The organism is Chitinophaga niabensis (genome assembly GCF_900129465.1).
GTDB classification, from domain to species: domain Bacteria; phylum Bacteroidota; class Bacteroidia; order Chitinophagales; family Chitinophagaceae; genus Chitinophaga; species Chitinophaga niabensis.
This window is the reverse complement of sequence record NZ_FSRA01000002.1, coordinates 2,242,889-2,256,899: the sequence shown is the minus strand read 5'-3', so window position 1 is coordinate 2,256,899 and position 14,011 is coordinate 2,242,889. Positions and strand designations below refer to the sequence as shown.

Below are 14,011 nucleotides of genomic sequence, written 5' to 3'. Positions count from 1 at the left end.
CTGTTGCTCCGGCGTTTTTTGTGCATGCGAAACGTTCAGATATGATTATTAAAACGCGGGATTTTCTTTGATCCGCGGGGTTAAAATATTATTAGTGTTAGAGCTGGTACTGCAGCATCACAGCAGTGTTCACTTCTTTTGTGACAGCTCTTACCCAGTGGCACCAGATCTTATGGAACTGGATGGCTAAGCGGGTGGAAAATCCTTTTCCGGAGAAGCGGGATAAGGAGTTGTCGCCGGGAAATTGCTGGCCGGTGAGATAGAGGCCTTCTGTTTCGGCGGTATCGAACCAGGTGTATCCTGCGGTGAAACGCCAGTGTTTCCATCTGGCCTGGCATTGATGGTGGGCGAGGAAGGAGGTGGGGGAGGTTTTCGTTTTACTCACCTGTACTTTTGATCTCCAAATCACTTCACCTGTTATTTTCATACTCCATTGTGCGCGGAGCTGTTGACGTTGCATGAATGGTTTATCATCATGCCGGAATTGTGCGTTCAATTCAGTTGTTTTATCGGGGCGCCAGGTGATGGACATTAAAACATCATATCCTTCCGAGGGATTGTTGATCCTGTATTTCAGCCAGGGGAAACGGAATACATCTGCATATGCGGAGAGTTCCCATTTGGCGCCCCACCGTAATGAGATTGCAGTATAAAGGCCTGATTCATTACCGGGTGTTGGGTTTTCGCTAAATGTATTTCCATAGAGCGTTTCATAGGCGATGCCTTCCTTACGGTATAGTATTCCCATATCCACATTGTGTGCAAGGGTGATCATAGCACCTTGCAGGATGGCGGTTTTGCCTTGTTTGCTGATGGCTGCTTCTCCGAAGAAGTGAAGGTTACGCCAGTTGAAAGCATGGTCTATACTGGTGTTCAGCCAGTGGTTCCCAGTTGCTGCAAATAACTGGTAGGCTTTATCTCCTTTGCTTAAGGGTTTGGAAAATTGATGCCCGATCATGTTCCATGCGATATGCCCTTTTTCAGCAGACCATTTAAGCACTGCACCCACGGAGCTTTGTGTAATGTTTCCCTTTAATGCAGATTCAGCATCGGTGCGATGGTAACCAGTGCTCACCAGGGTACCTGCTGAGCCTGGCACCTCTCCTGCCCTTGCATCCAACTTCCTGCCTGAAATGAATGCGGTAAAAGTAAAAGGGCCGGTTTGACAGGTGATGCCTGCTCCCCTGTAGAAAAAGAATTCACCTGCGGAGGCATAGGGCCTTAATACATCTCCTTCTCTTTTGGTGTGCATCACGGCACTGCTTTTCCCAAATGCAAGGCCGTGCCATTGTATGAGCCCCTGCCCCATGTTTACGGTGTAATCTCCGAGCGCTAAGGCTTTTATCCGCCCTATGTTCCTAAAGAACAAATGGATCCCGTAATGATCAAATCCGCTCTTTTGTTTTCCTGCAAATAATCCTTCTCCTGCATCCTTTTCCATGACAAGGCCCCAACTGGCGTAACGGGAGAACTGGTATCTATAACGTAGCATCATTTTATCCGGACTGCCATTGTATTTCCCGGCGCTTTGAAAGGGATACGTGTATCTCAGCAGCAGTGTATGTTTACCGCGTAACACATAATCCTTCCAGGTGTAGCAGGGTTCTAAGCCATTTCCCGCCCATACATATGGCAACAGCGTTCTGATCAATGGCAGATTAAAACCGGGTACTGCCTGTAATTCATAGATGCTGATCAAGGGTCCCAGGCTGCGGCGATACAATAGGAATTGTTCTATTTGTAAAGCATGTAACAGGCCCAGTGATTCCAGTGCTGCAGCATCGGCAGTGTTCAGGTTTAGTTTTCTGCGCGCGTATGATTCGCGCTGCTGGGTTTGTTCGTCATTCTCGGGCAGGGATTGTTCCTCATTCCCATTCCCTGTTTGCGCTTGTTGTTCCAGCAACGTTTGTTCCTGTTCCTCTAACAGCGCTTGTTCCTCTAACTGCGCATGTTCCTGTTGCCCGGGATGTTGCATTGGTCCTTCTTCCTGTGCATATGTCCAGTTGCATACGAGGAGTAGCAAGCACCATCTTATTCTGCTTCCCATGTTACAGTTATGCCGGGTGTAAATCCTAACAGCTGGTGGCGGCTACCTATAATACCGATGCGCATATTCCGCAACAGGAAACCTAAGCCGGCAAACTGGTACACGGGTTGTGTGGCAAAACCTCCTAATAGCCAGAACCGCTGCAAAGGGCGGTATATGCCATCAACTAAAGTGCTGAGTGGTCTGCCCTCTTCCTTTCTGCATTCTGCTTCTATCAAGAGTTGTGAGGAAGGCGCGTATCCAACTCCCATTGTGTACAGCTTCAACCCTTTCCCCGTGGGATTGAAAACATTTACACCGAGGCCCACACGTTCTGCAATCTGCCAGAGTACCCCACATTCTGCTATCATTCCTGCTTCCTTAAATTGTGGGGCACGCTGCATGTTGTAATCCAGGTGAATGCCGGCCTTTAGTTTTTCTCCCAGCGGCAGTGCATACCCTGCACCGAACATTTGTTCTTTATATAAACTAAACCCAAACTGTTTAATGCGTATGCCTATTGTTCCTGATGCTACAGGTAATGCACCATTCAATGCGTAGCCGCTCATTTCTTTTAACATAAACCGGCGTTCTGCATAGATGCCTGCTGTATATTTTTTTATACCGGCTAATGCAGCAGGATTTCTGTCTGCGGAAAATACTTCGGTAAACTTAAGGCTGTAGACCCCTATGGACGGGAGCCGTGGAGGTTGCGCCAATAATAATAGCGCACAAAGGCTACAAACAATTGCTAACATGTAGATCGCATTTTGGTGAACAAACAACGGGGATAAAATTAATGGCAATTACGATCTGCTCCAAAAAAAATATCTCCGAATTCCGGAGGTTGAACTGCGAAATTCGGAGATTAAGATCTTCCTGAAAAATTAGAACAAACCGTACAGCTCTGAGTCTACACGGGAGATGATCTCGCCCAGGTGCTCATCGTTTTCAGGAAATTTATTCTTGTCTACATCAATGATCAGCAGCGGACCATCTTTGTATTTTTCAATCCATGTATTGTAGAACTCGTTTAGGCGTTTGAGATAGTCCAAACGAATATTTTCCTCGTACTCCCTTCCCCTCTTCTGGATCTGTGCCACCAGTGTTGGAACAGATGCCTGCAGGTAAATGAGCAGGTCCGGAGGTTTTACCATAGACTTCAGGGTTTCGAAGAAATTGAAGTAGTTATCAAAGTCCCGTTTGGTCATCAGGCCCATTTCGTAGAGGTTGGGCGCGAAAATGTGCGCATCCTCATAGATGGTACGGTCCTGGATAACGGTATCTTTTCCATGTTGAATATCTACCAGTTGCTTGAGCCTGCTATGCAGAAAATAGACCTGCAGATTGAAAGACCAGCGTGGCATATCATCATAAAAGTCACTCAGGTAAGGGTTGTGCTCAACATCTTCATATTGGGGAATCCACTTATAGTGCTTAGACAGCATTTCGGTTAAGGTGGTTTTTCCAGCGCCGATATTTCCGGCAATCGCTATGTGCTTGATCTTATTTTTTGCCATGCATGGGGGAATATTGTAAGTAACAAGATAAAATAAATCAATAAAAGTTAATACCCATTAATTTACGTGCTTCCTGCAAAGTTTGTGCCGCCGATGCCCTGGCCTTTTCAGCCCCGTAGCGCATAATGCGGGTCAAATAGGCAGTATCCTGCTGAATGGCTTCGGCTTTTTCGCGGATCGGGGCAATAAAGGCCACCATATCCTCAGCCAGTTGCTTTTTCATATCGCCGTAGCGGATAGTGCAGTTGTTAAAGGTGTCTTCGAAGTGTTTGATGGTATCCGGAGTGGAAACCAGGCCCATCAGGGTAAAGAGGTTCGCGATATAATCGGGTTTGGCGGAATTGGGTTCCTGCGGACCGCTGTCTGTTTTGGCTCTTTTTATTTTATACCGGATATCGTCGTCGCTGTCGTTCAGGAAGATAGTGGAGTTCTGGTTCTCGCTTTTGCTCATTTTTCCAACCCCGTCCAGGCTGTTGATCTTGATCAGATCGTCGCCATAGTTAAAGGGTACAGGTTCCGGGAACAGGTAACCATAGCGGTTATTAAACCTTTGGGCAAAGTTACGGCTCATTTCCAGATGTTGCTCCTGGTCTTTCCCTACGGGTACTTTCAGGCCTCTGTGAACGAGGATATCGGCCGTCATCAATACGGGATAGGTTAAGAGGCCGGCGTTCACGTTATCCGGGTTCTGCCTTACTTTATCCTTGAAAGTGGGTACTTTTTCCAGTTCTCCTTTATAGGCCATCATATTCAGGAGCAGGTAGAGTTCTGCTATTTCCGGGATATCGCTTTGTACATAGAGGGTCACTTTCTCGGGATCCAGGCCGGAGGCGATGTTTTCAGCCAATACCCGGTATACGTTGCCGCGCAGTTCTTTTGGATCAGGGTGTGTTGTAAGCGCGTGCCAGTCTGCTACAAAGAAGTAACAGTTAAACTCTTCCTGCATCCGGATATAATTACGGATGGCGCCAAAATAATTCCCTAAGTGCAAAATACCTGTGGAGCGGATGCCGCTGACAACGATTTCTTTTTCTGTTCCCATATCGGGGCGCAATTTAAGAAATTTAAGATTGACGATGACGGAATTGCATATTTTTGCAAATTGGCCACATAATATCCAATATTTTAACACTATTTATTAGCTTTAATTCGTTAATATTGAACTCATGGAAGTGAATGATGCACTGATTCAGCAATTGGCTACCCTGGCAAGGCTGGAATTCAATGCCGGAGAGCGTGAAGAGATCCGGCACGACCTACAGCGAATGATCACATTCGTTGAAAAGTTAAGTGAGCTGGATACAGCCAACGTGAAACCTATGTTGTTTATGACCGCAGATACCAATATCCTCCGGGAGGACGTTGTTCTGCCGAATATCAGCCGGGAAGAGGGTTTACAGAACGCTCCAGCCCATACCGCGGAATATTTCAGCGTCCCTAAAGTAATCAAGAAATAAATATGTCCCAGACTGTTATCCTACTCGATCAGATCCGTAAAAGCTATTTCATTGGCAAGAACGAATTGCCTGTATTGAAAGGTGTTTCCCTGAATATCAACAGGAATGAATATGTAGCGCTGATGGGACCTTCCGGTTCCGGAAAGTCGACCCTTATGAATATCCTCGGTTGCCTGGACACTCCTACCAGTGGCAAATATGTACTGAGCGGGCATGATGTGAGCAGTATGGAAGACAATGAACTGGCACGGATCCGTAACCAGGAGATCGGTTTCGTATTTCAGCAGTTTAACCTGATGCCTCGTTTGTCTGCCCTTGAGAATGTGGCTGTTCCACTGATCTATGGCGGCGTTGGCAAAAAGGAAAGGGAAGATAAGGCCAGGGCTATGCTCGAAAAAGTGGGACTGGGAGACCGTTACAAACATAAACCCAATGAGCTGTCCGGCGGACAGTGCCAAAGGGTAGCTATAGCCAGGGCGCTGGTGAACGATCCTTCTATCATTCTGGCGGATGAACCTACGGGTAACCTGGATACCAAGACCTCCATTGAGATCATGGATATTTTCAGTAAGATCCATGCTTCCGGGAATACGGTGATATTGGTAACGCATGAGGAAGATATTGCTGCACATGCAAGAAGGATCATCCGTCTCCGGGATGGGGTGATAGAGTCTGATAAGATGAATGCGGTGAAGGAGGTTTTAGCGCATTAGAAGGGGTGCGCCAGAAAGATGAAAAGTAGTGCCGGACTAAATGGCTTTAGCGCATAAAGAAAGAGCTGCTTCAAAAACAAAAACAGCGCCGGACTGAAATGGCTTTGGCACTTTAAAGGAAAACAACTCAAAAATTATATTCAAAAAAAGGTAATGGCCGGGGCTGTTACCTTTTTTTTATCTTCGCTATATGGCAATGAAGATCTACACCAAAACAGGTGACAAGGGCAAAACCTCGCTCATTGGAGGTACGAAGGTTTCTAAAAGCCACCTTCGCATTGAAACATATGGTACCGTGGATGAACTAAACTCCTGGCTGGGTTTGGTGAACGACCATATGAAAGAACCGGAGATAATAACATTCAACAAATATATACAGGACCGCCTCTTCACTATCGGCGCTTCACTGGCCACTGACCCTGATAAGGGCACCAAAATGAAGATCCCGGACCTTCATGAGGCGGATGTTAAACTGCTGGAAGATAAGATGGACGAAATGGATACCGTATTACCGGAGATGAAGTTCTTTATCATACCGGGAGGGCACGTTGCCGTATCTCATTGTCATATTGCCCGCTGCGTTTGCCGAAGGGCGGAAAGATTATGTGTGGAGATGCAGGAACAGGATACTTTCGTAGAGCCACTGGTGTTACAATATATTAACCGGCTGAGTGATTACCTTTTTGTGCTGGCGCGTTATGTGGGCCATAAGTTGCAGGTAGAAGAAATTCCCTGGAAGCCAAGGGTATAAACTTACTTCTCCAGTTTAGTGATCTGCGTACTGCCCATCAGCTTCCCGTTCTTATTATAACTCATGGATTTGACCATCCCAAAGCCAGGTGCGAACCATTCCGTAGCCTTTAGGTCCATAGGTACGCCCGCTCCCATCACGGATACTTTAGATTCAATGTTGTAGCTGATCTTAAAGCAATCCCAGGTACCGGCTGTTGTGGTAATGGATTCCTTTGCTTCCACTTTCCGCTGTGTTATTTTAAGGTCCATGACCATGGGCATCCCATTCACTTCTGATTCCATATGGAAAGCACCATCAGCCAGGAACTTCCCGACCGTTAATGTTGTGGGATACATAAGATAGGAGTCTGAAGACTTCATCTTAGCGTTCATATTCCCAGCGGGAGCCCCGGGGATGTTCATCTTCATGTCCACTCCGATAGTGATACCATTACATTTGAACATACCCTCGGACTTCGAGATCTCTTTCCCGTTCTTGTCTAAAAAGGAAGTAGTGAAGGTAGACACCAGATCGCTTCCCTTTTTTTCAACCTCCGCAATCTTGTAAAGCTGTTTACCCATCAGTTCCTCCTTGTCGTTGTAGATACTCATTTCCACAACGGCATTGTTGGTCATGTAGTAAAAGCTCTTACAATCCTGTGCGGTGGCAGCCGCAGCTGCAAATAATAACAACGTGGTGGTTATCCAGAGACATTTCATACTTTCCTAATATACGATTAATTCCAAGATAAAGCATGTCCTTAGAAAATTGTAGGTTTGCACAAATTTTATCGTCTTTTCATGAATCTTATCAAGGAATTAAGCTGGCGGGGCATGGTGCAGGATATCAAGCCCGGAACTGAGGAGCAACTGCAAAAGGAAATGACCACGGGTTACATCGGTTTTGACCCTACGGCAGACTCTCTGCACGTGGGCAGCCTGGTGCCGATCATGTTGCTGGTACATCTTCAGAAAGCCGGGCATAAACCCCTGGCGCTGGTGGGTGGCGCTACCGGTATGGTGGGTGATCCCTCCTTTAAGGCAGAGGAAAGAAAGATGCTGGACGAAGAAACCCTGCTGCTGAACCAAAAAGGCATTAAAGCCCAATTGGAGAAGTTCCTGGATTTTGATCCTTCCAAGCCGAATGCCGCTGAAATGGTAAATAACTACGACTGGTTCAAGGGGATCAGTTTCCTGAACTTTATCCGGGACGTAGGTAAACATATCACGGTGAACTATATGATGGCGAAGGATTCTGTGAAGAAAAGGCTGGAAGGTGATAGTGGGATGTCCTTTACCGAGTTCTCTTACCAGATGATACAGGGTTACGATTTCCATCATCTGTATACGGCTAAGAACTGTAAACTGCAGATGGGTGGTTCTGATCAATGGGGGAATATTGTTACGGGTACTGAGCTGATCAGGCGGATCGGTGGTGGGGAGGCGTATGCTTTTACCTGCCCGCTCGTTAAAAAAGCCGATGGTACCAAGTTCGGGAAGTCCGAAAAGGGGAATATCTGGCTGGACCCAAAGAAAACGAGTCCTTATGAATTCTATCAGTTCTGGCTGAATGCGAGTGATGATGATGCGGAGAGTTATATCAAAACCTTTACTTTCCTGGATGAGCCTGCTATTAATTCTCTCATTGCGGAGCATAGGCTTGATCCGGGGAAACGGGCTTTACAGAAGGTGTTGGCGCAGCATGTAACTTCTTTTATCCATGGTGTTGAGGAATATGAGTTTGCGGTGAAGACTTCGCAGATATTGTTTGGCAATGCATCTGTGGATGTGTTGAAATCATTGTCTGAAGATCAGTTGCTGAAGGTGATGGCGGGGGTTCCTACGTTTGAAGTACCTTTTGCAGAGTTTGCTGCGGGGAAGGATGTGGTGAGCTTTCTGGCGGATGCGAAGGTGTTTCCCAGTAAGGGCGAGGCGCGAAAGACCATTCAAGGCGGCGGAGTGAGTATGAATGGGAGTAAGATCGCGGGGATTGACCTGGTGATCAATGATGATGCATTTATTGTTGGGAAGAATATTCTCTTTCAGAAGGGAAAGAAAAATTATATGCTGGTGAAGGTGGTGTAAGCTGCTTTGCTTTAATAAAATTGGAGGCTGCCCTGGTGGGTGGCCTTTTTTTTATTCCGCCGCTCCCAATAAGCATAAAAAAAATTCGACCGAAAAAACCAGCCCGGTGGTTATAAGAGGCAAGAGGGAACAGTTTTCGGACGAATTTTTTTTATGCTTATTTCCGCTGGTGGGCTTTGGGTTGGGAGTTGAGTGGTGTTTGTTCTTGTTCAGGTATATACTGTCGCTGAAGGGAGTGACACAACGGGGGCTGATCGTTGATCAAAAGCTGGTCCCAAAACTATCTTTGGCACTACTTTGATTATAGGATAAGAGAAGGATTACCCTATGTTGAGCCTATGTGAAGCCTATCTGAGATATTAAAGCGCACTTTGATAAGCAAATAAATAATACTACTTTTCTGCATGCGTTCGCTACTCGGGATATACTTTGTTGTGCTGCTATTTGCTTGCCAGGGCGAGACTAAACCTGCTGCTGCAAAAAAAGAGCCATTAAGCCTGGGTAGCATTGATGCATTGCCGGCTACTTACAGATCTCCGGCGGAAAATCCTTCTACGGTAGAGAAGATTGAGCTGGGCAGGCTCTTGTTTTATGATCCTGTACTGTCCGGGGGAAGGGATGTTTCCTGTGCCACCTGCCATCATCCGGATTTTGGGTATGCGGAAAGTCTTGATCTGTCTATTGGCGTAAATGGAAAAGGGCTGGGGGAACACCGGAAATTCAATTTTAAGAATAATATTCCATTCACCAAGCGGAATTCTCAATCCCTTCTCAATATCGCTTTTAATGGCATTGGGACGGATGGGCATTATACGCCAGAGGATGCACCTATGTTCTGGGACCTTCGGGCGAAGGGGCTTGAGGAGCAGGCGGCATTTCCGGTGAAGGCTTTGGAAGAAATGCGGGGGCATCAGTTTGCTGAAGAACATATTGCGGTTGAAGTGGTGAAAAGAGTAGCTGCTATTGCGGAATACAGGCGCTTGTTTGAGGCGGCTTTTCCGGAAAGTGATACTGTATCCTTAGGCAATATTTCCAAAGCACTGGGGGCTTTTCAACGATCGTTGATCGCGAATAACTCCCGGTTCGATCAATACATGCGTGGCGACAGAACTGCGTTATCCGGTCAGGAAATTGAAGGCATGAATTTATTTCTGAAAGCAGGCTGTGCCAGGTGCCATAGCGGACCTATGCTGTCTGACTTCAAACCTCATATACTGGGTGTGGTGGATAATGAGAAACTGCCTTTTTCTGACTCTGGTTATCTAAGCACCTATGCATTCCGGACGCCCTCTCTCCGGAACCTTCAGTTTACAAGGCCCTATATGCATAATGGAAAGATACCTACCCTCAAGGATGTACTATTCCTTTACGAGGACCTGCATGGGAAACCGCTTCAAAACAAACACGTAGCAAGAGCACAATTAGATCCGCTGGCGCAGGAAGTGAAAGTTGAGTTCAAAGACATCAATGCCATTGTTGAGTTCCTTAATACCCTGAACGACGGTAATTATGATAAGAAAATACCTCCAGCTGTGCCCAGTGGATTACCCGTTGGCGGGTTGATCCAATTTTAAGTTTTTGATCTAATCTTCCAGGCCCTTTCCATCAAGGATCTGCCGCATATATTTTTCGATCCTTGATTCGCGGGTCTTGGATTGTTTAGCTGAAGAGAAATGAAGAAGATATCCTCTTTGCCGGCCCGGGGTTAATGCATAAAAAGCTTTCTTCAGGGCAGGCATCTCTGCTAATTTCTTTTCAAACTCTTCCGGCACCTTGTATTCGGAGACCTTCTTAAACGCCACTTTCAAACCGGCTTCTTTTATTTCAATGGCTTCAAACACGTATTCTTTGAGGATGGGTTCCAGCTTCTTTATTTCTGCAAGGCTGGTGAACCGCACCTGGCGGGCGGATTGAACATTCTCGGTTTGCTGGATCAGGATACCATGCGGGTCTTTCATCAAAGCTCCTTTGTGAAACAGGAGTGCACAGTAATCTTTGAAGTCGTGGATTAAAACGATGTTGCTTTTCTCGAACGTGTAACAGGGAACGCCCCATTTCAACTCTTCAGTGAGGTGACAGTCCAGCATGATCGACCTCAATTGCTCCAGTTCCTTCTGCCACTTTTTGGCTTTCTTGAAATAAAAATCAACTTTAGGATTCATGCTTATTTGTTTTATAGGTTAAACTTTCCTGGTTTCGGGTCTGAAATACCATGACGTGATGGTAAGTACGATCAGCAATGATGGACCAAACAGATCTATTGCGGGACTCCCCACTGCAATATGCGAAAAAATTGCGCCAGACATTGCGAAGAAAAAACCGGCGTAGGCCCATTCCTTTACCAAAGGATATTTAGGGACTAAGATGGCTATTACTCCCAATAGCTTCCAGATACCCAGTATGGTGAGGAAATAGACAGGATAGCCCAACCTTCCCATCATGGCTGTTTCTGCTTCATGCCTGAGCAGCTGTACGATGCCGGTTGATACCATTCCCAATGCAAGCCAGATAGTGGCAATCCAGTAGATGATCTTGTTTCTTTTTGTCATAACGTTTTATTTAAGTTTGAGTTTGCTGACAACTTTTTCCAATTCGTCATGGGCCATATTGATGCCATATGAAAAAGGCAACTTCAAATTTTTATCCCTGTGTTCTACGGATCTGTATACCATTTGCATGGTGAGTTTGCTGGTGTCGTCCGTGAGTTTTTCGAATTCTGAGAATTCCAGTACTACATCAAAATCTGCGTTGTGCATTTCGTGTGTGCGGATGATCTTTTGCCCGGGAATAAACTCATGGTAAGCACCACTGGCTTCGAACACTACCTTACCTTCGTAGGAGGTTTGCAAATGCCAGCCGCCGTGCTTTTTGTTATCCAGTTTCAGCACTTTGGTGCCCATCCATTGTTCAAGAAGTTCGGGTTCTGTATATGCTTTGAACAGCAGCTCCAATGGCAGGTCAAATTCCCTTGTGACAGTCAGGTAGTGTTTGCCTTTTTCGGCATCAACTTTTGTTTTACGTTCCATTATTTACTATTTCTTTGGTTTAAACTTTTTCATAACGTCTTCCAGTTTATTAAAACGGTCGTCCCAGAGTTTGCGGAACGGCTCTATGAAATCTGCTACTTCTTTCATTTTCTTCGCATTGATGTGATAGTAAATTTCTCTGCCTGTCTGCTCCTGCGTGAGTAATTCACATTCCGTAAGGATCTGTATGTGTTTCGAAATTGTTTGCCTGGAAGAATTAAAATTCTCCGCTATTGCACCAGGCGTCATGGCCTGGATAGCTACCAGCGTAATGATGGCCCTACGGGTAGGGTCCGCTATTGCTTGAAATACGTCTCTTCTTATTCCCATTATGCAGCCGTTTGACTGCAAATATATGTGCAGTCATTCAACTGCGCAAATTTATTTTTAGATCTTCAGGAAATTTTCCAGGATACGGTTGAATTCAACAGGGCGTTCCATCATGGGGGCATGGCCACATTTTTCGATCATAACTAACTGTGAATCAGGAATTTTTTCCAGAAATTCCTCCGCCACATCAGGTGGGGAGATCTTATCATCTTCTCCCCAGATCAGCAGTGTTTTTATGTGGATATCAGGCAGCAATGGCCCCACATAGTTACGGTTGGCGGATTTGGCCATTTTAACGATCCGGAAGCATTTTCGGGTATCGTTGGTGGTTTGGAACACTTCAGCTACCAGTGCATCTGTTGCTACTGCGGGATCGTAAAAAGTGTAGGCAACGCGTTCCCGGATGTAGTCGTAATTTCCGCGTTTGGGGTAACCGCCCATGCTGGTGTTTTCATAAAGTCCTGAGCTGCCGGTAAGAACCAGGCGGGCTACGTTTTCGGGATATTGATGGGCATATAGAATGGCAACGTGGCCGCCGAGGGAATTTCCAACCAATATGAGGTTTTCCAGCTGGTGTGATTGAATGTATTTTTGAAGGAATTGCACCAGGTATTCCAGGTTATCTCCTTTATGTTCATCATAAATAGGCAATGGGGGAATATGGATATCATACGTTGCTCCGAAATGTGCTACTACGCCTTCCCAATTGCTGAGTCCGCCGAATAATCCATGCAGTAAGATCATGCTTTGCTTCATATCTTTTTTGATACAAAGCTATTATGCGGCTTATGCAACAACTGTGATCCTAGTCACAAAAATTACCCCGCTGGCCGGGTAAGAATAACCTCGCCCTGCTTAATGCTTCGCGGCTGATATACAGGTATTTGGCGATATTGGTGAGGGAGATCCTTTGTATAATGGCAGGGCGGCGTTCCATCAAAAAACGGTACCGCCTCAGGGGTGTTTTTAATGCCAGGATATGCTGGTGTTCCGACTGCTGTTCTAATAACTCCTGGTATAACTGAAGGCTTACATGCAGCAGGTTAATATGCTGATCATACAAAGGTTTCAGCTTCAGTTGATTGATCTTTAGTATGACTGCATCCTCTATAGCTATTATACTGACATTAGAAGGAGCCTTCTTATTATAACTTTCGCAATTGGCCAGGAAATCGTCTGCCAGGGCGAACTTGATAATTTTCTCATTTCCTGCTTCGTCAGGGATCGAAAACTTGAATATACCGGAAATAACGAAAGCTGCATTACGTGCCACTTTACCGCTACGCAGGAATGCGTCTCCTTTTTTGATGCGCTTTACGGTGGCAATGGAATCCAGTACCTGCCATTCCTCCTGGGTAACGATAGGGTACTTTTTCATGAGTTGGTCATACCAGGCCGGGAGTTCGTATTTCATGCGGGTGAAGTTAGGAATTATTTGTTTTAAGGCATGTGTTTTGAAGTCTTTTACAGAAAAGGAGGTTATTATGAAAAAGTCACTTTCATTGCTGTTAATACTACTGCTGATCAGTTGTAATAACCGCACTCCTGACAGCGAGAAAAAGGCTAAAGAAGAAAACAGGGAAAGGATAGATAGCCTGCAGCGTTTGGACCAGGGGCCCGTTTCCCTTAGTAAATCAGATGCTGATTTTCTCGTGGAGGCTGCGAGCGGAGGAAATATGGAAATTCAACTGGGGCATATGGCGGAGAATAAATCTACCAGTGAGCAGGTGAAGGCCTTCGGGAGTATGATGATCAAGGATCATGAAGAAGGCGGGGAGAAATTGAAAAGACTCGCTATAGCCAAGAACGTTATCCTGCCGGACTCTATATCCACAGAACAGCAGAAACAAAGAGATAAATTGCTGAAAGAGCTTAATGGTGATTTTGACAGGGCTTATATGAACCTGATGGTGAATGATCACAGGAAAGATATCCGGGAATTTCAGAAGGCAGCAAAGGATGCTACCGATAGCGAAGTGAAAGCTTTTGCAGCGGACCAATTGCCCATGTTGTATAAACACCTGGATTCAGCAGAGAAGATATTGAAGCGGATGGGACCAGGGAGCATACCAGTGGGAGCACCACCTTACGAGTAAAATCAGTAAATTCAGGTATTGAACCT

At 45.8% G+C, this 14,011-nt stretch carries 17 protein-coding genes; 6 read left to right on the top strand and 11 right to left on the bottom strand.

Annotated elements, in window-relative coordinates; genetic code table 11:
- Positions 1 to 97: 97 nt before the first annotated feature.
- The 4 genes from BUR42_RS26425 to trpS all read right to left on the bottom strand — a co-directional run bounded on the left by BUR42_RS26425 (position 98) and on the right by trpS (position 4,588).
- On the bottom strand, positions 98 to 2,023 hold the full coding sequence (locus tag BUR42_RS26425) for a ComEA family DNA-binding protein (RefSeq protein WP_234979811.1): 1,926 nt from the start codon (positions 2,021 to 2,023) through the stop codon (positions 98 to 100).
- Positions 2,024 to 2,031: 8 nt separating this feature from the next.
- Positions 2,032 to 2,784, bottom strand: a complete 753-nt coding sequence (locus BUR42_RS26420) for a hypothetical protein (RefSeq protein WP_143197587.1) — start codon at positions 2,782 to 2,784, stop codon at positions 2,032 to 2,034.
- Positions 2,785 to 2,913: 129 nt separating this feature from the next.
- Positions 2,914 to 3,546 (bottom strand): deoxynucleoside kinase, encoded by a 633-nt coding sequence (locus BUR42_RS26415; protein WP_074242544.1) that lies wholly within the window; start codon positions 3,544 to 3,546, stop codon positions 2,914 to 2,916.
- Positions 3,547 to 3,583: 37 nt separating this feature from the next.
- A complete protein-coding gene (trpS, locus tag BUR42_RS26410) occupies positions 3,584 to 4,588 on the bottom strand; it encodes a tryptophan--tRNA ligase (RefSeq protein WP_074242543.1) in 1,005 nt (334 codons plus the stop codon).
- Positions 4,589 to 4,712: 124 nt separating this feature from the next.
- On the opposite strand from trpS, the gene gatC reads away from it, so the two are divergent.
- From gatC to BUR42_RS26395, 3 genes are all read left to right on the top strand, one after another.
- Positions 4,713 to 5,003: an Asp-tRNA(Asn)/Glu-tRNA(Gln) amidotransferase subunit GatC gene (gene gatC / locus BUR42_RS26405; RefSeq protein WP_074242542.1), complete on the top strand. Its 291-nt coding sequence runs from the start codon at positions 4,713 to 4,715 to the stop codon at positions 5,001 to 5,003.
- 2 nt (positions 5,004 to 5,005) lie between these two features.
- The gene (locus BUR42_RS26400) at positions 5,006 to 5,716 is read left to right on the top strand and encodes an ABC transporter ATP-binding protein (RefSeq protein WP_074242541.1); all 711 of its coding nucleotides are present in this window, start codon (positions 5,006 to 5,008) and stop codon (positions 5,714 to 5,716) included.
- Between the two features lie 190 nt (positions 5,717 to 5,906).
- Complete coding sequence (locus BUR42_RS26395; protein WP_200798364.1) at positions 5,907 to 6,467, top strand: cob(I)yrinic acid a,c-diamide adenosyltransferase; 561 nt, start codon at positions 5,907 to 5,909, stop codon at positions 6,465 to 6,467.
- Positions 6,468 to 6,469: 2 nt separating this feature from the next.
- Here BUR42_RS26395 and BUR42_RS26390 read toward each other — a convergent pair whose 3' ends face one another.
- Positions 6,470 to 7,168, bottom strand: coding sequence for a TapB family protein (locus tag BUR42_RS26390; protein ID WP_074242539.1), 699 nt, complete (start codon positions 7,166 to 7,168; stop codon positions 6,470 to 6,472).
- Between the two features lie 81 nt (positions 7,169 to 7,249).
- Here BUR42_RS26390 and tyrS point away from each other — a divergent pair, with 81 nt between their 5' ends.
- Together tyrS and BUR42_RS26380 are read left to right on the top strand one after the other, a co-directional pair.
- Entirely contained in the window at positions 7,250 to 8,533 is a 1,284-nt protein-coding gene (gene tyrS, locus BUR42_RS26385; RefSeq protein WP_074242538.1) for a tyrosine--tRNA ligase, read from the top strand.
- A 404-nt stretch (positions 8,534 to 8,937) separates the two neighbouring features.
- A complete protein-coding gene (locus tag BUR42_RS26380) occupies positions 8,938 to 10,107 on the top strand; it encodes a cytochrome-c peroxidase (RefSeq protein ID WP_074242537.1) in 1,170 nt (389 codons plus the stop codon).
- 9 nt (positions 10,108 to 10,116) lie between these two features.
- Here BUR42_RS26380 and BUR42_RS26375 read toward each other — a convergent pair whose 3' ends face one another.
- From BUR42_RS26375 to BUR42_RS26350, 6 genes are read right to left on the bottom strand one after another with little or no spacing between them, the layout of a single operon-like run.
- Complete coding sequence (locus BUR42_RS26375; RefSeq protein WP_074242536.1) at positions 10,117 to 10,695, bottom strand: YdeI/OmpD-associated family protein; 579 nt, start codon at positions 10,693 to 10,695, stop codon at positions 10,117 to 10,119.
- An 18-nt stretch (positions 10,696 to 10,713) separates the two neighbouring features.
- Positions 10,714 to 11,082, bottom strand: a complete 369-nt coding sequence (locus tag BUR42_RS26370) for a DoxX family protein (RefSeq protein ID WP_074242535.1) — start codon at positions 11,080 to 11,082, stop codon at positions 10,714 to 10,716.
- Positions 11,083 to 11,088: 6 nt separating this feature from the next.
- The gene (locus BUR42_RS26365; protein ID WP_074242534.1) at positions 11,089 to 11,559 is read right to left on the bottom strand and encodes an SRPBCC domain-containing protein; all 471 of its coding nucleotides are present in this window, start codon (positions 11,557 to 11,559) and stop codon (positions 11,089 to 11,091) included.
- Positions 11,560 to 11,565: 6 nt separating this feature from the next.
- On the bottom strand, positions 11,566 to 11,889 hold the full coding sequence (locus BUR42_RS26360; protein WP_074242533.1) for an ArsR/SmtB family transcription factor: 324 nt from the start codon (positions 11,887 to 11,889) through the stop codon (positions 11,566 to 11,568).
- A gap of 57 nt (positions 11,890 to 11,946) precedes the next feature.
- Entirely contained in the window at positions 11,947 to 12,645 is a 699-nt protein-coding gene (locus BUR42_RS26355; protein ID WP_074242532.1) for an alpha/beta fold hydrolase, read from the bottom strand.
- Positions 12,646 to 12,694: 49 nt separating this feature from the next.
- Positions 12,695 to 13,303, bottom strand: a complete 609-nt coding sequence (locus tag BUR42_RS26350; protein ID WP_074243239.1) for a Crp/Fnr family transcriptional regulator — start codon at positions 13,301 to 13,303, stop codon at positions 12,695 to 12,697.
- A 70-nt stretch (positions 13,304 to 13,373) separates the two neighbouring features.
- On the opposite strand from BUR42_RS26350, the gene BUR42_RS26345 reads away from it, so the two are divergent.
- On the top strand, positions 13,374 to 13,985 hold the full coding sequence (locus BUR42_RS26345; protein ID WP_074242531.1) for a DUF4142 domain-containing protein: 612 nt from the start codon (positions 13,374 to 13,376) through the stop codon (positions 13,983 to 13,985).
- Positions 13,986 to 14,011 lie beyond the last annotated feature (26 nt).